Origin of the sequence: Aeromonas tecta (assembly GCF_000820185.1) — a bacterium.
Taxonomy (GTDB): domain Bacteria; phylum Pseudomonadota; class Gammaproteobacteria; order Enterobacterales; family Aeromonadaceae; genus Aeromonas; species Aeromonas tecta.
This window is the reverse complement of record NZ_CDCA01000045.1, coordinates 97,201-123,240: the sequence shown is the minus strand read 5'-3', so window position 1 is coordinate 123,240 and position 26,040 is coordinate 97,201. Positions and strand designations below refer to the sequence as shown.

Here is a 26,040-nt window from a genome sequence, read left to right as displayed (position 1 = left end):
TGACAGTTGTCAGGGATATGATAGGGGAGGATGGGGCCGGGCTCACTGTGAGTGACTCTCGGTTTTCTTGTGCAAAACTATCTTGTTGAGGTGATATGGGCTTTGCGAGCGAATGTCTGGAAATAGCCCCCGGCTGCGATGAGCGGATGCTGGGGCGCGAGGGATTGCCCCTGCTCGGCGAGGCGGGCATCTTTCTGACCGGGTTGTCGCACATCCGGGATCACTATCTCATCCGTCGCAACAGCCCCGAGTTTCACATCCTGATGGTCAGCCACGGCGAGGGGGGCGTCTTGCTCACCGACGGTGGTGAGCAGCTCATACCGGCGGACTCCCTGGTGTTCCTGCCCGCCGCGGTGCCCGGCGGCCTGCGCCTGGTCGGGGAGCGTTGGCAGACCAGCTGGATCCTGCTGGACGACGTGCCGCGCTGGCGCCATCTGCACCGGCTGGGTCATCGCATCTGGCAGGGGGAGGAGGGGGGGCTGCTCTATCATCTGCTCAGCCTGATGCAGGGGGAAGGGGTGCGCTCTCCCTTGCAACCCCAGCTGCTCAGCCTGCTGTTGGCGCTGCTGGACAGAGCCCTGCAAGGGGAGGCGCGCGGCACCCCTGAGCTGCGGCTGCAGGCGCTGTTTCGGCGGGTGGAGGCGCGCCTGGATGAGCCATGGAGCGTGGCGCTGCTGGCGGACCAGATGGCTTGCTCTGTGCCGCACCTGCATCGGCTCTGCCGGCAGGTGTTCGGCATGGGCCCCATGGCCTGGCTCACCCAGCTTCGGATGAACAAGGCGCGCCAGCTGCTGCTCTACACCAACTGGCCCTTGAGCGAGCTCGCCGGCCGGGTCGGTTACAGCGATGGCGCGAACTTTGCGAACCGCTTTCGCCGTCTCACTGGTCAGACCCCAGGGGCCTTTCGTCGACTGGGTCGCAAACCTTTTGCAACGGACGTGCAAACTCTTTGAAATTATTGGCCCAAGCCCATAGGATCGTCGGGCCACACAGTCAAGGTACAGATCCATGTTTGAAGAAGATAATAATCAGAAACGTCCTCTCTACATCCCCTACGCCGGCCCGGCCCTGCTGGAGACCCCTCTGCTCAACAAGGGCAGCGCCTTCACCAGCGAGGAGCGCAGCAGCTTCAACCTCGAAGGGCTGTTGCCCCAGAATATCGAAACCATCGAAGAGCAGGCCGTGCGTGCCTATCGCCAGTTCATGGCGTTTGGCAACGACATGGACAGACACATCTATCTGCGCAACATCCAGGATACCAACGAGACCCTATTTTACCGTCTGTTGACCAATCACCTGACCGAGATGCTGCCGGTCATCTACACCCCGACCGTGGGCAAGGCGTGCGAGGAGTTCTCCAACATCTATCGCCGCGCCCGTGGCCTCTTCATCTCCTATCCGGACAAGGACAGGATCGATGACATGCTGCAAAACGCCACCAAGCAGAACGTCAAGGTGATCGTGGTCACCGACGGCGAGCGGATTTTGGGGCTCGGCGATCAGGGCATCGGCGGCATGGGCATTCCCATCGGCAAGCTGTCGCTCTACACCGCCTGTGGCGGTATCTCCCCCGCTTACTGCCTGCCGGTGGTGCTGGATGTGGGCACCAACAACCAGCAACTGCTGAACGATCCCTTCTACATGGGTTGGCGCCACCCGCGCATCTCGGGGGAGGAGTACGACGAGTTCGTCGATGCCTTCATCCAGGCGGTCAAACGTCGCTGGCCCGAGATCCTGCTGCAGTTCGAAGATTTCGCCCAAGGCAACGCCACCCCGCTGCTCAACCGCTACAAGGATGAGCTGTGCTGCTTCAACGATGACATTCAGGGCACGGCCGCGGTGACGCTGGGCAGCCTTATCGCCGCCTGCAAGGCATCGGGCGCCAAGCTCTCCGAGAAACGGGTCGCCTTCCTCGGCGCCGGCAGCGCCGGTTGCGGCATCGCCGAGCAGATAGTGGCGCAGATGAAGGCCGAAGGGCTGACGGACGCCGAGGCCCGTGGTCGGGTGTTCATGGTGGACAGATTTGGCCTCATAACCGACAAGATCCCGAACCAGCTGCCGTTCCAGCGCAAGCTCTCCCAGCCGGTAGAGCGCATCGCCGACTGGCCGGTGGGGGACAACATCTCCCTGCTGGAGGTGATGGAGCACGGTCGCCCGGACATCCTGATAGGCGTCTCCGGCCAGCCGGGTCTGTTCACCGAAGAGGTGGTCAAGACCATGCACAAGCACTGCAGCCGCCCCATCATCTTCCCGCTCTCCAACCCCACTTCCCGGGTGGAAGCGACCCCGGCGGATCTCATTCGCTGGACCGACGGCCAGGTGCTGGTGGCGACCGGCAGCCCGTTCGCACCGGTGGAGCACAAGGGCAAGCGCTACGTCATCGCCCAGTGCAACAACTCCTTCATCTTCCCAGGGATAGGCCTTGGGGTCATCGCCTCCGGCGCGACCCGGGTGACCGACGCCATGCTGATGTCGGCCAGCCGTGCACTCGCCGAGTGCTCGCCGCTAGTGAAGGGGGAAGAAGGTTCCCTGCTGCCGGATCTGGCGGACATTCATCAGGTCTCCCGCTACATCGCCAAGATGGTGGCCAAGACCGCCATGCTGCAGGGCAAGGCGGTGCAGACGCCGGATGATGTGATCGATCAAGCCATCGAGGCGAACTTCTGGCGACCGGAATACCGCCGCTATCGCCGCACCTCATTCTGATCGAGTGAAAGGGTATTGGATGTAAAAAGGGATGCGAAGCATCCCTTTTTTTGTGTGCACCCAGTGCCATGGGCGCCTGATTTATTGCGCCGGTTGCTCGGCAGCCGGTTCTGCTGCGGGTTCGGTGGCCGGTGCTGGGGTCGCCGTATCCTGTACCCCGGTCACCCGGATTTCGACCCGGCGATCCGGGGCCAGACAGTCGATGAGGGCGGCTCTTCCCTTGACGGCATCACACTGATTGCCAGTCACCGGGTTGCTCTCGCCATTGCCTTGAATGCTGACCTTGTCGGCCGGCAGCCCCTTGCCGATCAGGAAGTCGGCGACCGTGCTAGCGCGGGCTTCCGACAGCGCCTGGTTGTTGGTATCCGAGCCGATGCGGTCGGTATAGCCCATCACCACGGCGCTGCCATCCTTGGGTTTGACGTCGGCGATCTGCTGATACAGCGACTCCAGCGCCTGCATCCCCTCAGGTTTGAGATCCGACTTGCCAAAGGCAAACAGCACGTCAGAACTCAGGTTGAAGGTTTGGTCCACGGGCGCAGGTGCCGGGGGTGGGGCGACGACGATGGGGGCCGCCACCGGTACCACGGCGACGCTGCGGTTGGGATGCAGCACCAGCTCTATGGTGGCGGTGCTGATGTCACTGACCCAGCGCTGGGTGCCGCTGTTGATCTTGCCGTTGTCGGGATCATCCCCCACTCGCACCATGTAACGGTAACGTGCCTGGATGTCGACCCAGTCGTGCAGCTTGGCGGTCAGCCCCAGACCCGCCAGCGGGGCCAGGTTGTCGTCGCCGCCATTGATGGACTTGACGTGATAGAGATAACCGCCGCCCTCGGCAAACACCGAGAAGATATCCCCCAGCGGCAGACGACCTATCACCGACAAGGTGGCGCCCTGACTGCTGAAGTCGGTGCCTTTCACATCCCAGTCACCGGTCGACAGGTAGCCAATCTCGGCGCCCAGGTTCTCGGTGAAGTTGTAGCCACCAAAGGCGGTGATGGCGGTCGCGTCCTTGCTTGCGTCCTGGCTGAAATCGCCAAGATCATGGGCGATGGCCCAGCCACCCCCCGCCCCTATGTACCAGTCGTTGACGGGCGCCGCCTGGGCGGCGGTCGTCGCCAGAGCCAATGCAATCCACACGGGTTTTAGTCTTATGTTCATCGCGTATCCTCGTCGATGTTGGGTGTTATAGGGCTCCCAGCCCTTGTTATGCATAACCACCATTATGTATAGGCGATATAAGAGGTTTAACCACTTAAGTGACGCGGGCATATAGGGAATTTGTGATAGAGCAGGCAAACACGGCATCCTGGCCTACCTAGATGGCGGGAAAAATGGACGATAAAAAAGGGGCCGTGTGGCCCCTTTCGTTGCATGTCTGCGAGTCGATTATTGCTGGACTTCTTGCACGCCGGTGACGCGCACTTCGACGCGGCGATCCGGGGCCAGGCAGGAGATCAGCTGGGCCTTGGCTTTGACGCCGTCACACTGGGTGCCGGTGACCGGGTTGGCTTCGCCGCGACCTTCGATGGCAACCTTGCCAGCCGGCAGACCCTTACCGACCAGGAAGTCGGCCACGGTGCGGGCGCGCGCTTCGGACAGCTTCAGGTTGTAGGCGTCTGAGCCGATGCGGTCGGTGTAACCGACGACCACGGCGCTGCCATCTTTGGGCTGAACGTCAACAATCTGCTGATACAGGGTGTTGAGGGCGGCAGTCCCTTCCGGCTTCAGGGTGGATTTGCCAAAGGCAAACAGCACATCGGAGCTCAGGGAGAAGTTTTTGTCGACCACTGTGGGGGCAGGCGCTGCGACCACAGGGGCGACGACCGGTGCGACATAGGAGGTGCGGTTCGGGTGCATCACCAGCTCCAGGGTCGCGACGCTCATGTCGGTTTCCCAGGTCTTCTGCTCATCACCCAGGTTCCACATGTAGCGGTAACGGGCCTGCACATCGATGAGGTCGGTGAGTTTGGCTGTCAGACCCAGACCGGCCAGCGGGGCGGTGCCGTTGTCGCTGTCGCCATTGCCTTTGACGTGGTTGAAGTAGGCGCCACCTTCGGCAAACACCGAGAAGATGTCACCCAGCGGCAGGCGAGCGATACCGGACAGGGTCGCACCTTGAGTCGAGAAGTCGACGCCATCGACGCCACCCTTGCCGGCATAGAGATAGCCCAGCTCGGCTGCGAAGTTTTCGGTGAAGTTGTAGCCACCGAACAGGGACAGCGCGGTTGCGTCCTTGTCAGCATCCTGACCAAAGTTGTCCAGCTGGTGACCATATGCCCAACCAGCACCCATACCTGTGTACCAGTCGTCGGCCGCCTGAGCGGTGGAAGTTCCCATGGCTGCAATAGCCAGAGCAATCAGGGTTGGTGCCATTTTCATTTTCATCATTTTATCCTCGTTGAGTTGCCGTGCTATGGGCGTACTGCGCACTTTTCTGTTATATCGGCCGCAGATGACACTTGATGTTGCGACCTCGTGAGTCGTTCACGGGCGGCTTGAATAAAAATGGATGGTAACCTGGATTCTCATGAAGCTAATTCTCCATGGACAACGCACCGGGCAATAGTACTTTTAATAGTTCATCCAATGCCTTACAAGCGAGCTAACTGTATTCTTTTGACTCGCTCTGATCAAGTTTCTGAACAGATAAGCAGCATTCGGCCGGCTGAGACAGGCTGACGATAAGGAGAGATGAGAATAAAGAGGCGGCAGGGTGAGACAGAAGGTGACGTCAGTGGGTTAAATAACAGCCAAGCAAAAGGGGATGCCGTGGCATCCCCTTTTCGCATTATCTGAACAGAGTCAGATTATTGCTGAACTTCTTGAACGCCGGAGATGCGAACTTCTACGCGACGATCCGGAGCCAAGCAGGAGATCAGCTGAGCCTTGGCCTTGACGCCGTTGCACTGGGTGCCGGTGACAGGGTTGGCTTCGCCACGACCTTCGATGGCAACCTTGCTGGCAGCCATACCTTTGCTGACCAGGAAGTTGGCAACGGTGCGAGCACGGGCTTCAGACAGCTTCTGGTTGTAAGCGTCGGAACCGATACGGTCGGTGTAACCAACTACAACGGCGTTGCCGTCTTTCGGCTGGAACTCAACGATTTGCTGGTACAGACCGTTCAGCGCTTCAACGCCTTCCGGCTTCAGGGTGTCTTTGCCAAAGGCAAACAGCACGTCGGAGTTCAGAGCGAAGTTCTTCTCAACTACTTGCGGAGCAGGAGCAGCTTCTTCAACAACAGGAGCCGGAGCCGGTGCTACGTAGGAAGTACGGAACGGGTGGTAAACGGCTTCCAGGGTAGCGATGCTTTGGTTAGCTTTGTAGCTCACGCCACCCGCTTCCAGAGCAGCCACGTCCCACATGTAACGGTAACGAGCTTGCAGATCCAGCGCGTCGTTAACCTTGTAGGTCACACCGGCGCCAGCCAGCGGGGATACTTTAGTATCGCTGGTGCCCATACCGTCGGTGTGGCCCCAGTAGGCGCCAGCTTCACCGAACAGGGAGAAATCGTTGCCCAGCGGCAGACGAGCGATACCGGACAGGGTGGCACCCTGGCTCTCGTAACGGTTACCGTCGGTGTTACCACGGCCGGTGTACTGGTAGCCCAGCTCGGAACCGAAGTATTCGTTGAAGTTGTAACCAGCGAAGACGTTGACGGCAGTCGCGTCTTCTTCACCGTTGGTCACGCCTTCGATCTTGTTCAGACCGTTGAAGTGAGTAGCACCAACACCGGCACCGAAGTAGATGTCGTCAGCGGCTTGTACAGCAGTAGCGCCCATGGTTGCCATAGCGATGGCGATCAGGGAAGGAGCCATTTTCATCATAAAATAATCCTCGTTGAGATGGCACGTAGTCACGTGCTTCACACTTTGTAATTTATGTAAGCTGCTGGCTCTGCCGAGCGACAAGAGTCGCATCGAGCAGGGATCCTAGATCCTTCCAGGAGGCACATTCTGGGTGCACAGGTGAACGGGTTGCATTGTCGACAATGCGAAAGCCCCTTCACGAACAGCCGGTGTCATTCCGATGACGTGGCGCACTTTATGCTCATTTCAAAACATGATCAAGCTCACAGATAAGCGATATGGCAAATTGTGTCGTGTGAGTAACTGGCTGTTTATCCGAATTTATTAGTGATCCAAATAGGTTCGGTGCAGCTTTTTTTCAAGCTTCATATAGGCCTCAACCCAGGCAGGCTGCGGCGCGCCTCCAGACTCTCTTGCTGCAAACACTGCGAGGTAATCGGCCTCAATTGCTTCGCACAATAAGGGGGTAAAACTGAGGAGAAAATGGCGGGCAAGATAGGGGTCGAGCGGCCAGATATTGAGGATGGCCCGTGCCACAGGCTGTACTGCGGCTGAACAGATGAAATTCTGATGGCCCGCCTCGAGCCAGCGGGCCATCTCGCACAGACCCGTTTCGGGTACCAGGCCGCCATCTCCCAGCTCGGTGGCGAGCTTCATACGATTACCATTTACCAGCAGCAGAGTGCCATCCTCTTGCAAGACTCCATCGTGACTACGCAGCGGCAGTGTGGTGGGTTGCTCTATATAAAGGCTGCTCTTGTCTGACAGGGCCGCCAACACAGCTGCCGCTTCGCTTTGCAGGATGGCGGGCAACCAGAATGCCTCGGCCCGGGTCAGTTGACCCTGACGGAGCTGACGGATAAGCGTATTGCTGTCTGAATCCGAATGGAGACGGGAGATGATGCCGGGGAATGCCATGCTAATTACTCTTTAAGGGATAACCGGCGAATTATACGAGTTATGGCAGCAGCAACAATAAGGTTTCTCTTCGAGACTGTTTACCTGAGACGACTCTGCGATTACCATCCCCGATGTTTGTTAGGGTTGTCGTCGAAAGACGCTTATTAAAGATAGAGGCTCGACCATAACGAGTCCGTTCAAAACTGATACACTTGACTACGAGTCGTCGCGAAAAATACAGGTGGAGTGAATCCGCCGAACGGAGTATGGAACACCATGAATTCAAATATCGTAACTGTTGGCAAAAAGATCCGTCAGATCCGCGAAGCGGTTGGCCTGAGCCGTCCTAAATTTGCCGATCTGCTGGGTGTCCCCCCGACTACCCTGAAGAACTACGAACTGGGTTATCGTGAAGTTGGAGGCGCCTTCCTGGTCGCCCTGGCTCATCACCCGGAATTGCACAAGTTCACCCTTTGGCTGCTGGCCGACAAGAAAGTCGCCGAAATCGGTCAGATCGGTCCGGACGATATTGCCAAGGCTTAAGTTTTTTGAGCCTTGATAAAAGTGCCGCCCACGAGGCGGCATTTTTTTATCCATCGTATTGTTATAATGCTTAATTAAACGCTATTAATTGTGCTCTACGCAGTGATTTCCACTAAAACGCCTTGGCAAACTGGCGTAATCCTCAGAGAATTCCGACCCTTTCATTAGCCCCCGTAATGCGCACAGCGAGACAAGCATGAGTCACCCCACTCCCAAAGCCAGAGATGGCTTCACCAGCACGTTTGGCGTATTGGCCGCCACCCTGGGCTCGGCCGTCGGTCTTGGCAATATCTGGAAGTTCCCCTATCTGACCGGGGAGAATGGGGGGGCCGGTTTCCTGCTGGTCTATGTCATCGCCACCCTGCTGGTGGGGTTGCCGGTGATGATCTCCGAGATCATGCTGGGCCGCCAGGCCAAGGCCGATGCGGTGAGCGGCCTCATCAAGCTGGCGCCGAAGCGGCAGCCCTGGTGGCTGATTGCGGTCATGGGGGTCACCGCGGCCTTCCTCATCATGTCCTTCTACTCCGAGGTGGCAGCCTGGGTGTTCGCCTACATCTTCAAGGCCGTCAGCGGCGAGATCCTGTCGACCGACCCCGCCGTCACCGGCGCGGCCTTCAATGCCTTGATCACCAATCCGCTGCAGAGCCTGCTCTGGCAGTGGTTGGTGCTGGCGCTGATGGGGGGGATCCTGCTGATGGGGGTCGCCAAGGGGATCGAAGCGGTCACCAAGAAACTGATGCCGGTGCTGTTCATTTTGTTGCTGGTGATAGGCCTGCGCAGCCTGACCCTGCCGGGGGCCAGCGAGGGGCTGCACTTCCTGTTCTCGCCTGATTTCTCCAAGATCACCGCCGGCGTGGTGCTGACGGCCATGGGGCTGGCCTTCTTCAAGCTCTCCATCGGCATGGGCTGCATGATGACCTATGGCAGCTATTTCCGGGACGATCAGAACATTCCGCTCACCACCTTCCGGGTGATGTGCGCCGACCTGTTCGTCTCCATGTTGGCGGGGATCGCCATCTTCCCGGCGGTGTTCGCCTTCGGTTTCGAGCCATCGGCCGGACCTTCCCTGCTGTTTATTACCATTCCGGCGGTGTTTGCCAGCATCCCGTTCGGTCACCTGTTCATGGTGCTATTCTTCGTGCTCTCCGCCATCGCGGCGACCGGGGCCATGCTCTCCATCCTGGAGGTGCCGGTCTCGGTGCTGTCCGAGCGCTTCCACATGAGCCGCGCCAAGGCGACGCTGATCAACCTGCTGGTGCTGGGCGCGGTGGGCTCGACCTGCGCGCTCTCCAACAGCACCCTGGCGGATGTGCAGATCGCCGGCAAGACCTTCTTCGACTTGTTCGATTTCATCTCGTCCAACGTCTTGATGCCCCTTGGCGGGATCTTCCTCTGCCTGTTTGTCGGCTGGGTGTGGGGCTTCGATCGCATGGAATCGGCCCTGACCAACGGCGGCAAGCTGGAACTTCGGATCCTCAAGCCGCTGTTCTTCATCATCCGCTACGTCTCGCCGCTGCTGATCCTGGTGGTCATGCTCAAGGGGCTCGGGCTGTTCTGAGGCTGTCTTGAATAAAAAAGAGCGCCTGATGGCGCTCTTTTTTTATCGGGTGATGGCCATCAGATCAGCCTGAGGCGGGACAGCTCTTCCTTGAGTTGCTCCAGGTTGCGCTCGACACAGGCTTCGCCCTCGTTGATGGCATCGGTCGCCCGGTGGAAGTCCATGATGGAGTAGCTGCCAAGGCGCGGGCAGAGCTGGATCTCGGGCGGATCACCGGCCATGCGGGCGCGGGTGATGCGCTCTTGCATGATGTTGATGGAGCCGGTCATCACGCTCCACATGCCGGGGGTGCTGGGCTCGCGTTCGCCCCGGTTCAGCCACTGGCTGAGCAGACCGCCCTGAGCGGGTTCGTCCGAATCGTCGGCCCAGGGTTGATGCATGTCGGCGTTGAGGTTGACGGCGATCACCACCTCGGCCCCCATGGCGCGGGCCAGGGAGATGGGCACCGGGTTGACCACGGCGCCATCCACCAGCCATTGATCATCGATACGGGTCGGTGTCAGCACGCCGGGCATGCCGCAGGAGGCGCGCACACATTGGCGCAGCGGCCCCTCTTGCAGCCAGATCTCGCGGCCGGTATTGAGCTCGGTGGCGACGCAGGCGAAGGGCAGCGGCAGGCTCTCGATGGGGGGATTGCCAAGGTAATTGGCGGCGATGCCGAACACCTTCTCGCCGCGAAACAGGCCACCGGAGAGGGCGGGATCGAGCAATCCCATCACCTGCAAGCGGCTGAAACCGCGCACCCAGGACTCCAGTTTGTCCAGTTCACCGGCGGCGTAGGCCGCGCCCACGAAGCTGCCGATGGAGCAACCGGCCACCAGATCCGGTTTGACACCCAGACGTTCCAGTGCCCGTATGATACCTATGTGCGCCCAACCCCGGGCAGCACCACTGCCAAGAGCCAATCCCAGGCGGGGTTTTCGTGACACGGCGAGTCTCCTTGCATGAGTGATGGGTGCCAGCTTACTCCTGCTTTTCCTGGCCGTCATCCCGCCAGCCCTCACTGCGATTGCGGCCGTTGGCCTTGGCGCGATAGAGCGCGACATCGGCCCGGCGGATGGCCTCTTGCAACTTGACCCCGACGCTCTGACGACAGTGGCCCAGGCTGATGGTCACCTTGAGCCCCGGGGCTATGTTCGCCCAGGGGTGATCGGCGATGGCCCGCCGCAGTTGCTCGGCGAGATCGCTAAGAGGCACTGCCTCGTCGACCACCAGTAGCAGGAACTCTTCGCCACCCCAGCGAATAAGGGAGTTTTCTTTGGTCAGGAGTGGCTTGCATAGCTGTACCAGCTGGATCAGCACCTCGTCGCCGACCCCGTGACCGAAGGTATCGTTGACGCGCTTGAAGTGATCGCAGTCGAACATGATGGCGCCGATCCGCTGGCTACCCGCCAGGGCGTGCTGGTGCTCGAAGGCATCGAAGTGGTGGCGATTGAAGGCGCCGGTCAGGGCATCGTGGCGAGAGAGGTAATTGAGGCGCTGATTGAGGCGGCGGGCCTGCAGGCCGGAGAGGGTGGCCACCACCAGGCACAGCAGGGTGATGAGGGCGGTCATCGACTGCCAGAACAGCGCCTCCAGCAGGGCGATTAGCGGGATGCGGTGAATAAGGGTGAGCGGGGTGTCGGGAATGGCATGAACCAGCTGGAAGGCCCCTTGCTGCCAGTGGTATCGATCCCGTTCCTCGCCATAACGCAGGGGAGGCGCCGTGCCTGGCTGGCTGCGGGCCAGCACCTGCCGATGCTGGTTGATCAGAAACAGGGTACCGACCTGGGGCGCGGGTTGTTGCAGGGCACGCTCGAGGTTGGCGAGTAAAATATCGATGCTGAGCATGCCAACGACTTTTTTGGCTTTGGCGATGGGCTGGGACAGGGTGATCATCTGCCCCCGTCCGGCGAAGTCCTGATAGGGGCGCGACAGCGTCGCGTGCCGAGTGGCCGGCTGCTGGGTCAGCATGTCCTGCCAGTAAGACTTGCGATAGATGCTGGGGTCGAAGCGAAACTGGCTGGAGGGCACCCAGGGATAGAGGTAGATGAAGTTGTCCGTGCCGGTGAAATAGATCCAGGCCACGTCCTCATCCAGCAGCTTGCTGGCGGTGGAGAGCAGGGGAGAGAGGCTCAGCGCCAGGTGCATGGTGGCTTCCCGCTCGCTGCCGGGGGCCGGCAGTGGCCCCAGCCCGGTCAAATTGCCGATGAGGCTGGGGGGGAGATCTGCCGGGATGCTATCCAGATTGAGCCGCTGCCCCTCGTCGACCCGCAGTGCCTGATAGAGGTGGCGAGAGAGGATGGATTGGGGGTTGCTGCGCAGGCGCTCCTCGGCCTGGCCGCGCATGGCCTCGAGGAAGGCTTCCATCTCCTGAAACTGGGATCTCAGCTCGGCGGCCATGTTGTTGGTGTCCCGCCGGTTCAGTTCGGTGATCTGGTTGAAGGCATGTTGCAAGGAGAGCGCCAGCAATACGGTACTCAGCCCCAGCAGCAGCCACTGTAGACGGTATTTGGCGAAGGCATGGCTCAGTCTGGACATAGGCGCACCGGGATGATTACTGATTTGCGGCTCACCAGTGTAAGGCAGAACGCAATCATCGTCTGTGTTGGATACGATTTTGATGATCTTTCGCCCCGGCTGTTACGATTTGTCACATTTCTACATAGTCGCGGCATAGTCAGGGGGTAACATGGTGCCATCATTGATGAAGTCTCCTCTTTTCTCTTAATTAGCATGGATCGTTTGATGAAAATGCGAATGTGGCTGTGGTTCCTCCCTCTTATCTTGCTGCTGGCGGCAGGCGTCTGGTATTTCCGACAGACCGCTCCGGTCAGTGCTCCCCAGCCAAAGGAAATCAATATCAGGGCGCAGACGGTCAGGCAGAGCCTGGCCGAGCCCTCCATCAAGCTGGTCAGCAAGCTGGCGGCCAATCGCTCCGTGGCGGTCAGCCCGGAAGTCACCGGTCGCATCATCGACATCGCGGTGCGCTCCGGCCAGCAGGTCAAGCAGGGACAGACCCTGATTGCCCTGGATGATGGCAAGCAGCAGGCGGAGCTGGCCGAGCAGAGCGCCAGCGTGCGTGACGAGAGCCGCAAACTGCGCGACATGCGCAAGCTGGTGGCGCGCGGCGCCATCACCAACTCCGAGCTGGAAGGGCAGGAGGCCATCGTCGCGCAGGCCCAGGCCCGGGTCGATGCGGCCCGCTACGAGCTCTCCCTGCGTACCCTGCAGGCTCCGTTCGATGGCACCGTCAGCCTGATTGACTTGAGTGAAGGCGCTCTGGTCAACAGCGGCGACGTCTTGTTGCACCTGGATGAGCTCGCCCGACTGCGCCTCGACCTGGCGGTGCCCGAGCGTTATCTCGCCCTGCTGCGCCCCGGCATGGCGGTGACGGCCACCAGCTCCGCCTGGCCGGATCAATCCTTCGCCGGTGTGCTGGAGACCCTGGACAGTCGCGTCTCCAACGAGACCCAAAATATCAAGGCCCGGGTCATACTCCCCAATCCCGATGGCCAGTTGCGGCCCGGCATGCTGATGAACGTGGATCTCTCCCTGCCCGCCCAGAAGATGACCCTGATCCCGGCCCAGTCGGTGGAGTACGCCGGCGAGCTGCGCTACGTCTATCGCCTGGAGGCGGATGGGCGGGTCAAGCGTATCTCGGTGGAGCTCGGCGATACCCATGGTGAAGAGGTATGGGTACTCAAGGGGCTCAACGTCGGCGATCGCATCGCGGTCGAAGGCTTGGTCAACCTGCGTGACGGTGCTCATGTGCACGATTTGACCGAGGTGAAAGGCTGATGTGGCTCTCCGATATGTCAGTGCGCCGCCCGCTGGTGGCGGTCGTTATCAGCGCCTTGCTCACCGTGTTTGGCCTGGTCGCCTTCGCGAAATTGACGGTGCGGGAGATGCCGGACGTGCAGACCCCGTCCGTTTCCATCACCACCACCTATGACGGGGCCGCGCCGGAAGTCATGGAGAGCCAGGTCACCAAGCCCATCGAGGATCAGCTCTCCGGCATCAGCGGCATCAAGAACATCAACTCGGTGACCCGCAAGGGGCGCGCCGTGATCACCGTGGAGTTCAAGCTCGGCTGGAACATGGTGGAGGGCACCTCGGATGTGCGTGACGCCATCTCCCGCGCCCGGCCCAAGTTGCCGGACGACGTGGACGAGCCCATGGTCACCAAGGACAACGGCAACGGCGATGTGGCGATCTGGCTGAACTTCAGCAGCACCCAGATGGACCGCACCGCCCTGACCGATTATGCCAACCGCATGCTGGTCGATCCCTTGAGTCTGGTGGACGGGGTGAGCGAGGTCTCCCTGTCTGGCGATCTGACTCAGGTCATGTATGTCCGGCTGCGCCCGGCGGACATGGCGGCCCGCGGCATCACGGTGGAAGATGTGCAAGATGCCCTCAAGCGGGAGAACATCGAGCTGCCGGGCGGGGAAATTCGCAACAACAGCATGACCATGGCGGTGCAAATAGCCCGTCTCTATCACAGCGCCGAGGATTTTCGCTCCCTGCCGGTCCACACCGCCGCCAATGGCCAGAGCATCTATCTGGCCGACATCGCCGACGTGGAGGTGGGGGCCAAGAATGAAGACAGCGCCTATCAGCGCAATGGCCGCGAGAGCTTAGGCATTGGCATCGTCGCCCAATCCACCGCCAACCCGCTGGCGGTGGCCCAGGGGATAGAGCAGAAGATGGCCGAAATGCAGCGTTTCCTGCCAGAGGGAGCCAAGTTGGAGGTCGATTATGACTCCACCATCTTCATCAAGCAGGCGATCCACGAGGTATACGAGACCCTCGCCATCTGCGCCCTGCTGGTGGTCGCCGTGCTCTATCTGTTCCTGGGGCAGGCTCGTACCACCTTGATCCCGGCCATCACCGTGCCGGTGTCGCTCATATCCGCCTTTATTGGCGCCTGGTATCTCGGTTTTTCCATCAACCTCATCACATTGCTCGCCCTTATTCTCGCCATCGGCCTGGTGGTGGATGACGCCATCGTGGTGGTGGAGAACATTCACCACCATCTGCAACGGGGCGAATCTCCGCTGATGGCGGCCTGGCACGGCACCCGCGAGGTGGGCTTTGCGGTCATCGCCACCACCGCCGTGCTGGTGATGGTGTTCGTTCCCATCGCCTTCATGGATGGCATGGTGGGGCGGCTCTTCACCGAGTTTGCGATCCTGCTCTCCCTGGCGGTGTTGTTCTCCTCCCTGGTGGCGCTGACCCTGACCCCGGCCATGGGCTCCTGGCTGATGCGCAGCGTCGACAAGCCCAATGCCCTGACCGCCGGTCTGGACAAGGGGCTTGGCTGGGTTGAAAAGCACTATCGACGCCTGCTTGGCTGGATGCTGCGCCGCTCCGCCTGGACCCCGCTGGTGCTGGTGCTCTGCCTCGGCGGCATCGGCGCCCTGTTTAGCCAGTTGCCCGCGAGCCTGACGCCGACCGAAGACAGGGGCGTGCTCTATGTGTTCGTCAAGGGGGCAGAGGGCACCAGCATCGAGCGGATGAAGCGCAACATGCAGCAGGTGGAAGCCGCCGTCATGCCGCTGCTCGGCCAGGGCGTGGTGCAGGCCATGAGTTTTAGCACCCCGGCCTTCGGGCGCGGCGGCGATCAGACCGGGATGGCGATCATCCAGCTGACCGATTGGGCGGTGCGAGACGAGACCGCCACCGACTTTGGCCGCTCCTTAAGCGGTCGTCTCGCCGGCATTCCCGATGTGATGATCCGCACCTTCCAGCCAGGCTTTAAAGGGGGCTCCACCGCCGCCGTGCAGTTTGTGTTGCAGGGCTCCGATTACGCCGAGATCTATCAACAGGGGCTGATATTGCAGCAAGCCGCGGCCCAAAGCGGCCTGATGCTGACCCCGGATCTCGACTACGCCGAGAAGACCCCGGAACTGCAGGTGACCATAGAGCGGGACAGGGCCAGCCAGCTCGGTATCCCAGTCTCCACCGTGGCGAGCTCCTTGCAGGCGCTGCTCGGTGGCGTCAGCCAGACCACCTACGTGGACAGAGGGGAGGAGTATGATGTCTATCTGCGTGCCAATCAGAACGACTTCAACGGCATCTCCGATGTCAGCCGCATCTATCTGAAGGCGGCCAGCGGCGAGATGGTGAGCCTGTCGACCCTCGCCACCGTCAAGCAGGTGGCGAGCCCGCAGCGGCTCAATCACTACCAGCGCCAGAAGGCGATCAGCCTCACCGCGGACGTGGCCCCCGGCCACACCCTGGGGGAGGCGCTCGACTTCCTCGATGGCTGGGCAAGTGCCCATCTGCCGAGCACCATGACGGTGGACTATGCCGGTGACTCCAAGGATTACCGCGACAATCAGGGGGAGATGGTGCTGGTGTTCGGCCTGGCCCTGCTGGTGGTCTATCTGGTGTTGGTGGCGCAGTTCGAGAGTCTGCTGACCCCGACCGTGGTGATGGTGACGGTGCCGCTCGGGATCTTCGGTGGCCTGTTGGGCCTCTGGCTGACGGGGCAGGAGCTCAGCATCTACAGCCAGATCGGCATGATCATGCTCATTGGTATGGTGACCAAGAACGGCATTTTGATCGTGGAGTTCATCAACCAGTTGCGACAGCGTGGCGAAGGCTTTGAGGAGGCGATCATCGCCGCCTCGGTGCGCCGTCTGCGTCCCATACTGATGACCTCCTTGACTGCCATCATCGGCGCCGTGCCGCTGATGGTCTCCATGGGCGCCGGTTATGAAAGCCGGATGGCAGTGGGGACTGTGGTGTTCTTCGGGTTGTCCCTCGCGACCCTGGTGACCCTGGTGATGGTGCCGGCCATCTATCATCTGCTGGCCAAACGGGCGGGTATGACGGGAGCGCGGGATCTGCAGGTGGACGACGCGCTGGCCAAGGATGCCGCAAGGGTCACCGCGGCGCCGGAGGCCAGCTCGAATACGAGGGACAAACCGGCCGCCTGATGCTTATCCCCCATCTGGGGAAAGGACGACAAAAGAGCATGGCGGGCGGGGTTGCACTGGTTACTATGTGGCCAGTGCAACCCTGAGGCCACCCACCATGCTGCCATCCGCCATTTATGAACCGCTGCCTTTTGTCTATCTGGGCGGCGGTTTATTGCTGCTGGGACTCGCGGAGCGGCCAACCCTGCTGCTGGCCGGGCTGGCGCTCTATCTGGCCGGATCCCTCATCTGGTTTCGGCGCGGCCATCACAGGCGCAAGGACAAGCAGCGTCAGCCTCATCAGCGGGATTGGCCTCACTGGCTCTACGAGAGCCGCCCCTTCGCCCTGATCCTGCTCGGTGTGCTGATGTTGCGCCTCTCGACCCATCCGGTATTTCTGATCCCCGCGCTCATCTGGTGCCTGTTGGGGGCTCGTCAGTTGCTGCAGCGCCATCTTCACCGTTTCCTGTTGGCGCCCCACTGAGCTAAGGCCTTACCATCTGTGATAAATCAGGGCACCTGAGCGTGGTGCCCCTTGTCCCCCGTGCTTACCCTGCGAATAGTGGGGGCAAAAAGCCATCGCTCCCGCACGGCTCTGCCGGTATAATGCGCGACCCGAATTGTTCCAGGTGTTCAAAATGCAGCCGGTTACCCACCTTTTCTCCTATCCCCGCTACTGGGCCGAGTGCTACGGCACGGCGCCTTTCCTGCCCATGTCCCGCGCGGAGATGGACAAGCTCGGCTGGGACAGCTGCGACATCGTCCTGGTGACCGGTGACGCCTACGTGGATCACCCGAGTTTCGGCATGGCGGTCATCGGCCGCATGCTGGAATCCCAGGGCTTTCGGGTCGGCATCATCGCCCAGCCGGACTGGTCATCAAAAGATGACTTCATGCGCCTGGGCAAGCCGAACCTCTTCTATGGGGTGACCGCGGGCAACATGGACTCCATGATCAACCGCTACACCTCCGACAAGAAGCTGCGCCACGACGACGCCTACACCCCCGGGGATGTGGGCGGCAAGCGGCCCGATCGCGCCACCCTGGTCTACACCCAGCGCTGCAAGGAGGCCTTCAAGGAGGTGCCTGTGGTGATAGGTGGCATCGAGGCGTCCCTGCGCCGCATAGCTCACTACGACTACTGGTCCGAGACCATACGTCGCTCCATCCTGCTGGACGCCAAGGCCGACATCCTGATCTACGGCAACGCCGAGCGGCCGCTGATCGAGGTGGCGCACCGCATCGCCAACGGCGAGACCATGGAGACCATGCAGGATATCCGCGGCACCGCGGTGATCCGCAAGGAGCCGCTGCCCGAGTGGCGCGGGGTGGATTCCAGCAAGCTGGATCAGATCGGCCGCATCGACCCCATCATGAACCCCTACATGGAAGGGGCGCCCTGCTCCGATGACGCCACCGAGGTGGCGCCGGCGGCGCAAGAGGCCAAGCCGGTGCTGGTGCAGCCGCCCAAGCAGAAGCCATGGGAGAAAACCTATGTGAAGCTGCCGGCGTTCGAGCGGGTGAAGGAAGACAAGGTGCTCTACGCCCATGCGTCGCGCATCCTGCACCACGAGACCAACCCGGGCTGTGCCCGCGCGCTCTCCCAGGCTCACGGCGATCGCATCGTCTGGGTCAACCCGCCCGCCTTCCCGCTGGAAACCGACGAGATGGACGGGGTGTTCGGCCTGCCGTACCAGCGGGTGCCGCACCCGGCCTATGGCAAGGAGAAGATCCCGGCCTACGAGATGATCAAGACCTCGGTCAACATCATGCGCGGCTGCTTCGGCGGCTGCTCCTTCTGCTCCATCACCGAGCACGAGGGGCGCATCATCCAGAGCCGCTCGGAAGAGTCGATCATCAAAGAGATCGAAGAGATCCGCGACAAGGTACCGGGCTTCACCGGCGTCATCTCGGATCTCGGCGGCCCCACTGCCAACATGTACAAGCTGCGCTGCAAGAGCCCGAGGGCCGAGCAGACCTGCCGCCGAGCCTCCTGTGTCTGGCCGACCATCTGCCCGCACATGGACACCGACCATACCCCGACCATCGATCTCTATCGCAAGGCGCGGGATGTGAAGGGCATCAAGAAGATACTGATCGCCTCCGGGGTGCGCTACGACATAGCAGTGGAAGATCCGCGCTACATCAAGGAGCTGGCCAAGTACCACGTCGGCGGCTACCTGAAGATTGCCCCCGAGCACACCGAGGAGGGTCCGCTCTCCAAGATGATGAAGCCGGGCATGGGCAGCTACTACCAGTTCAAGGAGCTGTTCGACAAGTATTCGAAAGAGGCGGGCAAGCAGCAGTACCTGATCCCCTACTTCATCTCGGCCCACCCGGGCACCACGGATGAGGACATGGTGAACATGGCGCTCTGGGTCAAGACCAACCGCTTCAAGCTGGATCAGGTGCAGAACTTCTACCCGTCGCCGCTCGCCAACGCCACCACCATGTATTACACCGAGAAAAACCCGCTCAACAAGGTGAGCCGCCAGGGCGGGGACGTGTTCGTGGTCAAGGGTGAGCGCCGTCGCCGCCTGCACAAGGCGCTGCTGCGCTACCACGATCCGGCCGGCTGGCCCATGATCCGCGAAGCGCTGCTCGAGATGGGCAAGGGTCACCTGATAGGCAACGGCCCCGACTGCCTGGTGCCGCCGGAAGGTCGCGGTGAGGTCAAGGCCGAGCGCAGTATCAACAAGGGCCTCAAGCCTGCATTGACTCGCCACAGCAATATCGTGCACCAGCGGGGCAATGGCGCAGGCAAGGCTGCTACCGGTAAAGGATCTGCTACTGGTAAAGGTGTTGGTGCTCAGGGTGCTTCATCTGTCACATCGCAAGGCAAGCAAGGCGCTCGCAACCAAGTCCCTGTGGGCAATGTACCTGCGGCTGCCAAAAATGGCGGCAAGGCGGGCAATGGCAAGCCGGTCGGCGCTCAGTTTGGTAAAGGGACTGGTGCCGGAGGCAAACCTTCAGCCCAAGGCGCGGGTCAGGGCAAGCCCACAGGGCAGGGTAAGCCCGCTCAGAATGGCAAGGCGCCCAGCCGCGCCGGTACCGCCAAGCCGGCAGCTCAGGGTGGCAAGCCTGCCGCCAAAGGCAATGCAGCCAAGCGACCGGCTCGATAAGTTTTCATGATTGGAAAGCGATAGAAATAAAAGGGCGACCAGATGGTCGCCCTTTTATTTGATGTGCTGTATACAGAACCTTATTATGGCAATGATGCTTTTTGGTATAAAGGCATGACCTCTTTATAGGCCTCATCGTATAGCTCTTCTTTTAATAAGCTATATTTTTTAGTCATTATCAGTGTTTTAAATTCATCAGTTTCTCTCTCAAAAGAAACTGAACCTATAATTAACTGATTGTTAGTAGATAGACCACCAATACATAAATTAAATAATTTTTCAGTTGTATGTGGATCTGGATCTTGTTGTTTTGGGGAGTCAATTACAACTGGAAGCATTGGGTTTGTTGACTTATCTTCAATCGTTTTAAGAAGAGCATAATGATAGGCTAGTATCGCTCTTGGGGCTCGGCTGCCTGTTTCGCTTTTCGATATTGGGCCAAATTGAAGGATTGTTCCAACGGTAGGATCTTTGATTCCTAACTCTGTTTGAGCAAAAATTAATGCATCCTTGAATTTTTCATTTATTTCACGTGTTCGTTTTACATTATTAAATTCAGCTAATTTCTCTGACAGAGTAGTTCTAGATAGGTCTAACTTTCCAATTTTTCGAAGCAACTCATCGATCTGTTCATCGAAAGTTGATTCAACCTGTTTACTTGCTTGCGACTTTATAACATCTTGAAGCGTCAATTTTTCTTTGACTTCTTGAAGCATATCTTTAAGATCAGAGCTTAATCGTTGAGAGTGTTTCAAATCTTCTTTTATTTTATTAATCTGTTCATCATACAATGATTTCTGGTCATACAGTTTAGGTATGATTTGAAATAGATTCTCTCTGTTATTAAGTACAGCATACTTAGCTTCTAAACTTGCAGATGGAGATAAATTATCTATATCGCACTCATCAAGCTGTCTTTTGGATGAATCTATCTCTGATACTAATTCATCTCGTTGAGATAATAATTTTATAAGTTTAATTCTATATTCTGTTTCTTCTTGGTGTAAATGCTGGCACTTACTAAGAAATCGCTCCAATAATTCTTCATAATAATCAATATCTATATCAAATAGTACTCTTCCGAATGATTCTTCAAAACGTTTTTTAGCAGTTTCAAGAGCTTTCAATGTTGCTCGTATTTCTTTAAGGTTGATATCGACTAAGCTAATTTCACCTTGAAGTTGATAATATTCTTTTGGCTTAACACCAGCATGAAAATTCAGAATGTTTTTCTGCCAATCTTTGTACATCTTCAAGCTGCTAAATGAATTTAATACCGTACCCCATCCGTCATCTTGGTCAATATAAAATGGAAGGAAAAGGCTTGCAGGATATGCCTGTCCTTGAACCAATGTCTTCTTTAAAACCAGCTCTAAATTAAAGTCAAAAATATCTCGTACGGTCAATGCGATCTCTGTACGAGAGTTAGATGTAACCAAGAGATGTTCTTTTCCCTCAGTAATATCGAAGATAGAAATTCGCTTTTCGTGACGAACAAATGCGTAGTCTCGCTTATTGACGCAAATGACAACTTTTGAAACAAAGCTATCCTTCTTCCATTTTTTATCTAAGCGAATATCAGCTCCCAATGTATAATATAAGCTCTTTATAAAACTGGATTTTCCCGTGTCATTTTTTCCAGTGATAATGTTTATATCTGGCGAAAACTCAAAAGTGAATCCTTTTTTATCCTTGAGAGACAATATATGAGCACTTTTAAAGTATATATGTCTCATTTCTCATCCCCTGTCAGTAATGTTTGAACTATTGAATAAATAATGATGCATTCTTTTTTGCCTGTCGTTAATGCCAGCTTGTAGTCAGGGCAACATGCATCAATCTTATCCATTGTTGCAATAACATACTCGTTTAGGTTTAAATGAATTTTTTGTTCATCGTAAAGCTCAATTGCAATCTTTTGATAAATACGCGAAGGATTTTTAATGCCTTGATTTATCTCTATACAAACTTGCAGGAAGGTTGCTTGTAATGTAATGAGTTGAAGAGAAGTCTTACCTAGGTCATGAAATACTGGCTTTGCCATTTCCCAAGTAGGTATAGCTTTATTACTAGCATTCAATGAATCTAAAACAGAATTTAAGTCTTGGGATGAGAAGCCTTTTCTCGCTATTAAATCTGAGAAGTTGATTATATCTGCTGATTTGACTTTAGATTTATTCCTACATGCTTGATCCAGTAATGATGCTAGTGCATTAACATTTAATGTAGAACCCTCACCATACTTTTTGCTTATGAAATTACATAATTTCCCTTTAAGGTGAGTAATGTGATCATCTAGGCTTAATGATGATTGGATAAATCTCATTACTGAAAGATCGATGCATGAATCATCTAGGTTAGCTTGGTCTATTATTGCTTTTTTGAATTTTGATTGGTGTTCCTTTTTGACTTCGTGAGCCCCGAAACAAGATTTTCCTCCGTTACTGTCACATAATTTTAAGGAGGCATTGGTGACAAACAGAAGTTGAGGTGAATACTCAATGAAGTCTTTATAATGAATAAATAACTTTCCAATTATTGATATTGGTTTTTTACTTGTGCTATTGCTCAGCGATGATGCTGTCCAATGACTCTCATTTGTTTTTACTTGTGCGAAAGTTAGGTCTTTGGGGGAAATTGTATCATCAAGAATAAGAACATCATCATGATACTCGAAAATAAAAACATAACTTTTTCCGTTTAGTTCATACTCCAGCATTTCAGACAAAGCCCAGCAGGCTTGATAATCAAAACCACGCTGAGCAATTTCTCCACCTCTTTCAGATTGTGGGATATGAACTAAGGCTTCAGCTAAGCCCATAGATTTCCTTATTCATTGTTAATTTGACATACTCATCTTGAATTAAAGGTATAACAGATGGGAGCAACTCAACAGGTTATGTGCATTGATGCTGAATGTAGTGAAGCCCAAAAATAAATTTGAAAAATATAATCTTAATTAGATAGGCTATTTTACAACATCTAGTTTCTAATCAGCAGCGGACTACTGCAGTTGTGGTTTTCTTAAATTCCAATTTATAAAAAATACGCTACCGCCCGTGGATTACAGCTTCCAATATGCTCCATTGACCAGCGAGGGCAGCAACCCATCGCAGCTCAACAGGTTCTGGACGGCTATGGTAAGCCAAACGAGACTACTGAGGCGAGTATCCAAAGTGATATAACCATCAGAAAATCATTGTTTTTTGAACTAGGTCATCAAAGCACATGGTCAACCGCAACTAAAAGCGGTCAGATGCTATCTTGGCGGCTGACAGGGTAGGGGAGGCATAATGACCTCTCCTCTGAACATATTGCAGCGAGTTGCCCTGCATTTAGGAGCTATCAGATGGCGGTCAAAGTCCGTTCCAGAAGAGAGAAGATTGGCAGCGGGCTCGGGCTGGTGCTCGGGATCATAGCTTTCAACCTCATGGTGCCCCTGTTGTTTGAGAAGCAGGCGAACTTTGATTTCGACCAGCTGCTCTGGGCTGCATTCAGCGCCATGCTCTGCTCCGAGCTGGGTGCCAGAGTCGGCAAATGGCTGGATGCCAGAGAGCAGGCCAAGGGGCTCTCGAAAGAGCTCGAATAGAAAGCGCCGGATGTTACCCTGTGCCATCGCATCCATGACAAGGAGTTCCCATGCGCATTGCCCTGATTGGCCTCGGCGATATCGCCCAGAAGGCCTATCTGCCGCTGCTCGCCAACGATGAGCGGGTCACCCCGTTGCTCTGTACCCGGAGCCCATCTGTGCTGGACAAGCTTGGCCGCCAGTACCGGACGCCTGAGCTGTTCACCGAGGTGGATGTGCTGCTAGGGAGCCGCCCGGATGCCGTGATGATCCATGCCGCCACCGCCGTGCATGGCAAGCTGGCGGAGCAGTGCCTGCGCGCCGGCATCCCCACCTTTGTCGACAAGCCGCTCTGTGACAGCGCCGCCGAGGTGGAGGCGCTGGGCAACCTGGCCATGGCGAAGGATTGTCCGCTGTTTGTGGGCTTCAACCGCCGTTATCTGCCCGCGCTCGCGGCAGCTCGTCAGCAGCCGCTGACCGAACTGCACTGGCAGAAGCACCGCCACGCCCTGCCCGGGCTGCCGCGCCAGTTCCTGTTCGATGACTTTATCCATGTGCTCGACAGCCTCTGCCACTATGGCGGTGCGCCCACCGGCCCCCTGCATGCCGTGCTCAGGCGCAGCAGTCAGCAACCCGAGCTGCTGGCCGGGGTGAGCGTGGCCTGGCAGAGCGGGCAGGCGGCGGTGAGCGGTAGCATGAACCGCAGCGCCGGCATCACCGAGGAGCGCATCAGCCTCTATGGCGAGGATCTGTCGCTGCAGGTGGAGAACTGCACCCAGGGCACCCTCGCCCGTGGCAAGCAGCTGAGCAGCATCGCGGTGGATGACTGGCAGCCGGTGCTGGCGCGGCGCGGTTTCAATGCCATGCTGGCGCACTGGTATGCACAGATTGAGGCGGGCAAGGCCGATGGCGTCCTCATCGACAGTTATCTGCGCAGCCATCAACTGGCCGAGCAGCTGGTGACCCTGGCCGGGGAGTAACGCTCGGGTGGGGAGGGGGGATTTACGCCGGCATGGGCCACGGCTTGAGGGGGCGCACTGGTCAGTGCGTCGCCATACCACTGTATAAGATGGTGCTTCCGCGCGCAGTCAGCGGGCCAGCCTGCGGCTATGCGAGCCAAGCGGGGGCTTGTTTGCTATCTTGGCGCCCATGATCTGCCTTTAGAGCAACGATGGTTTCATGAGCATTATTTTGGGGATAGATCCGGGTTCGCGGATCACCGGCTACGGCGTGATCCGTATAGTCGCAGGCAAGGCGGAGTATCTGGGATCTGGCTGCATCCGCACCGACTTGGGCGAGCTGCCGTCACGCCTCAAGCAGGTGTATGACGGGGTGAGCGAGATCATCACCCAGTTCAAGCCAGACGAGTTTGCCATCGAGCGGGTGTTTATGGCCCGCAACGCTGATTCGGCCTTGAAGCTCGGTCAGGCCAGGGGCAGCGCCATAGTCGCGGCGGTCAACGCCCTGCTGCCGGTCAGCGAATACTCGGCGACCCAGATCAAGCTGGCGGTGGTGGGCACGGGTGGGGCGGCCAAGGAGCAGGTGCAACACATGGTGACTCATCTGCTCAAGCTGTCGGCCACGCCCCAGGCGGATGCGGCGGATGCCCTCGGGGTGGCGCTCTGCCACTTCCATACCCGCCAGAGCCTGATCAAGATGGCGGGGCGGGTGACCGGCTCGGTGCGCGGCCGCTATCGCTGAGCGCCGGCACGGTCCATCCGGTCCGGCAAAACGTTTCGCCGCTGTTGATTAAATCAGCACTGTTGCCGTAGCCTGTCGCAGGCTCCGGTCGGACCAGTGCGATATATCGCGCGTGATAATGACAATCCTCTTAATTAATCAATAACTTGTGATGTTAGTCACATTTCATAGACAAAATGGGCTCACTTCATCTTCTTGATTCACACTCCCATAATGTGGCGCCTGTTTAATGACAGTGTCCGCATGAGCCCCGGCTCATATTTCATCATCATGGGAGATTATTAGCGTGAAACCATATGCAGCTGAGTTTATGGGCACCTTCTGGCTGGTGCTGGGGGGTTGTGGCAGTGCGGTGCTGGCGGCGGCATTCCCCAATGTAGGAATAGGTCTGCTCGGGGTTTCCCTGGCGTTTGGTCTGACCGTGTTGACCATGGCCTTCGCCATCGGCCACATCTCAGGTTGCCACCTGAACCCGGCCGTGACCGTTGGCCTGTGGGCCGGTGGTCGTTTCCCTGCCTCTGGCGTGCTGCCTTACATAGTGGCTCAGGTGCTGGGCGGGATAGCGGCGGGTGCCGTGCTCTATGTGATCGCCAGCGGTCAGGCCGGCTTCGATGTGACTGCCGGCTTTGCCTCCAACGGCTATGGCGAGCATTCACCGGGTGGTTACAGCCTGCTGGCGGCCCTGGTGTGTGAAGTGGTGATGACGGGCTTCTTCCTGTTCGTGATCATGGGCGCCACCGACAGCCGCGCGCCGGCCGGTTTCGCACCGATCGCCATCGGTCTGTGTCTGACCCTGATCCACCTCATCAGCATTCCGGTGACCAACACCTCGGTCAACCCGGCGCGCAGCACAGGTGTGGCGCTGTTTGTGGGTGACTGGGCCGTCAGCCAGCTGTGGCTGTTCTGGGTTGCCCCCATCGTCGGCGGCATCCTGGGTGCCCTGGCCTATCGCCTGGTGGCGACCGAGCAGAAATAAGCTCGCGCAACATGCTGCTCTAGAACACGCCTTCGGGCGTGTTTTTTGTTTTATGGGGCCGTGAGTTTTACAAGCTCCGTGTGCTCGGCCGCTTCTTGTGGTGCCGGTGTGGCAGTGGAATCCGAACCATATGGGGGCGGGTCTCGGCATAGGGCGGGATAATGTGGGCTTTACAGGCCCCGGGCGCTTAGCAGCGCCTTGTGGCGCCGGTGTAGCAGCTGTACCCGCTCCACCATATGGGGGGCGGGT

General features: G+C 57.9%; 20 protein-coding genes. 12 read left to right on the top strand and 8 right to left on the bottom strand.

Annotated features, from left to right (window positions below; all coding sequences use genetic code 11):
- Positions 1-95 precede the first annotated feature (95 nt).
- Together BN1137_RS20090 and BN1137_RS20085 are read left to right on the top strand one after the other, a co-directional pair.
- Positions 96-953 (top strand): helix-turn-helix transcriptional regulator, encoded by an 858-nt coding sequence (locus BN1137_RS20090; protein WP_050720282.1) that lies wholly within the window; start codon positions 96-98, stop codon positions 951-953.
- 55 nt (positions 954-1,008) lie between these two features.
- Positions 1,009-2,706: an NAD-dependent malic enzyme gene (locus BN1137_RS20085; RefSeq protein ID WP_050720281.1), complete on the top strand. Its 1,698-nt coding sequence runs from the start codon at positions 1,009-1,011 to the stop codon at positions 2,704-2,706.
- Positions 2,707-2,787: 81 nt separating this feature from the next.
- Here BN1137_RS20085 and BN1137_RS20080 read toward each other — a convergent pair whose 3' ends face one another.
- The 4 genes from BN1137_RS20080 to BN1137_RS20065 all read right to left on the bottom strand — a co-directional run bounded on the left by BN1137_RS20080 (position 2,788) and on the right by BN1137_RS20065 (position 7,436).
- Positions 2,788-3,870 carry an OmpA family protein gene (locus BN1137_RS20080; RefSeq protein ID WP_050720280.1) on the bottom strand — a complete coding sequence of 361 codons (1,083 nt, stop codon included), beginning with the start codon at positions 3,868-3,870 and terminating at the stop codon, positions 2,788-2,790.
- Positions 3,871-4,098: 228 nt separating this feature from the next.
- Entirely contained in the window at positions 4,099-5,097 is a 999-nt protein-coding gene (locus BN1137_RS20075; RefSeq protein WP_050720279.1) for a porin OmpA, read from the bottom strand.
- A 422-nt stretch (positions 5,098-5,519) separates the two neighbouring features.
- Complete coding sequence (gene ompA, locus BN1137_RS20070) at positions 5,520-6,536, bottom strand: porin OmpA (protein WP_050720278.1); 1,017 nt, start codon at positions 6,534-6,536, stop codon at positions 5,520-5,522.
- A 306-nt stretch (positions 6,537-6,842) separates the two neighbouring features.
- Complete coding sequence (locus tag BN1137_RS20065) at positions 6,843-7,436, bottom strand: hypothetical protein (protein ID WP_050720277.1); 594 nt, start codon at positions 7,434-7,436, stop codon at positions 6,843-6,845.
- A gap of 258 nt (positions 7,437-7,694) precedes the next feature.
- Between BN1137_RS20065 and BN1137_RS20060 the strand changes: the two genes are divergently transcribed.
- A complete protein-coding gene (locus BN1137_RS20060; protein ID WP_005298604.1) occupies positions 7,695-7,961 on the top strand; it encodes a helix-turn-helix domain-containing protein in 267 nt (88 codons plus the stop codon).
- Positions 7,962-8,157: 196 nt separating this feature from the next.
- Complete coding sequence (locus tag BN1137_RS20055; RefSeq protein WP_050720276.1) at positions 8,158-9,519, top strand: sodium-dependent transporter; 1,362 nt, start codon at positions 8,158-8,160, stop codon at positions 9,517-9,519.
- A 59-nt stretch (positions 9,520-9,578) separates the two neighbouring features.
- Here BN1137_RS20055 and rssA read toward each other — a convergent pair whose 3' ends face one another.
- Positions 9,579-10,448 (bottom strand): patatin-like phospholipase RssA, encoded by an 870-nt coding sequence (gene rssA, locus BN1137_RS20050; protein ID WP_050720275.1) that lies wholly within the window; start codon positions 10,446-10,448, stop codon positions 9,579-9,581.
- A gap of 34 nt (positions 10,449-10,482) precedes the next feature.
- Positions 10,483-12,039, bottom strand: coding sequence for a sensor domain-containing diguanylate cyclase (locus BN1137_RS20045; RefSeq protein ID WP_050720274.1), 1,557 nt, complete (start codon positions 12,037-12,039; stop codon positions 10,483-10,485).
- A gap of 207 nt (positions 12,040-12,246) precedes the next feature.
- Here BN1137_RS20045 and BN1137_RS20040 point away from each other — a divergent pair, with 207 nt between their 5' ends.
- From BN1137_RS20040 to BN1137_RS20025, 4 genes are all read left to right on the top strand, one after another.
- On the top strand, positions 12,247-13,299 hold the full coding sequence (locus BN1137_RS20040) for an efflux RND transporter periplasmic adaptor subunit (protein ID WP_050720273.1): 1,053 nt from the start codon (positions 12,247-12,249) through the stop codon (positions 13,297-13,299).
- Positions 13,299-16,445 (top strand): efflux RND transporter permease subunit, encoded by a 3,147-nt coding sequence (locus tag BN1137_RS20035; protein WP_050720272.1) that lies wholly within the window; start codon positions 13,299-13,301, stop codon positions 16,443-16,445. The genes BN1137_RS20040 and BN1137_RS20035 overlap by 1 nt, the downstream gene beginning before the upstream one ends.
- A gap of 97 nt (positions 16,446-16,542) precedes the next feature.
- Positions 16,543-16,908, top strand: a complete 366-nt coding sequence (locus tag BN1137_RS20030) for a hypothetical protein (protein WP_050720271.1) — start codon at positions 16,543-16,545, stop codon at positions 16,906-16,908.
- 154 nt (positions 16,909-17,062) lie between these two features.
- Positions 17,063-19,546, top strand: coding sequence for a YgiQ family radical SAM protein (locus BN1137_RS20025; protein ID WP_050720270.1), 2,484 nt, complete (start codon positions 17,063-17,065; stop codon positions 19,544-19,546).
- 83 nt (positions 19,547-19,629) lie between these two features.
- Here the strand turns inward: BN1137_RS20025 and BN1137_RS22130 are convergent, their stop codons facing one another.
- Together BN1137_RS22130 and BN1137_RS20020 are read right to left on the bottom strand one after the other, a co-directional pair.
- Positions 19,630-21,249: an ATP-binding protein gene (locus BN1137_RS22130; RefSeq protein ID WP_198150685.1), complete on the bottom strand. Its 1,620-nt coding sequence runs from the start codon at positions 21,247-21,249 to the stop codon at positions 19,630-19,632.
- Between the two features lie 29 nt (positions 21,250-21,278).
- The gene (locus BN1137_RS20020; protein ID WP_050720269.1) at positions 21,279-22,367 is read right to left on the bottom strand and encodes a DUF4297 domain-containing protein; all 1,089 of its coding nucleotides are present in this window, start codon (positions 22,365-22,367) and stop codon (positions 21,279-21,281) included.
- Between the two features lie 528 nt (positions 22,368-22,895).
- On the opposite strand from BN1137_RS20020, the gene BN1137_RS20015 reads away from it, so the two are divergent.
- From BN1137_RS20015 to aqpZ, 4 genes are all read left to right on the top strand, one after another.
- A complete protein-coding gene (locus BN1137_RS20015; protein WP_050720268.1) occupies positions 22,896-23,135 on the top strand; it encodes a hypothetical protein in 240 nt (79 codons plus the stop codon).
- Between the two features lie 50 nt (positions 23,136-23,185).
- Positions 23,186-24,094, top strand: coding sequence for a Gfo/Idh/MocA family protein (locus BN1137_RS20010; RefSeq protein WP_050720267.1), 909 nt, complete (start codon positions 23,186-23,188; stop codon positions 24,092-24,094).
- A 199-nt stretch (positions 24,095-24,293) separates the two neighbouring features.
- Positions 24,294-24,815, top strand: a complete 522-nt coding sequence (gene ruvC, locus BN1137_RS20005) for a crossover junction endodeoxyribonuclease RuvC (protein ID WP_042653963.1) — start codon at positions 24,294-24,296, stop codon at positions 24,813-24,815.
- A 286-nt stretch (positions 24,816-25,101) separates the two neighbouring features.
- Entirely contained in the window at positions 25,102-25,791 is a 690-nt protein-coding gene (gene aqpZ, locus BN1137_RS20000; RefSeq protein ID WP_083443493.1) for an aquaporin Z, read from the top strand.
- Positions 25,792-26,040 lie beyond the last annotated feature (249 nt).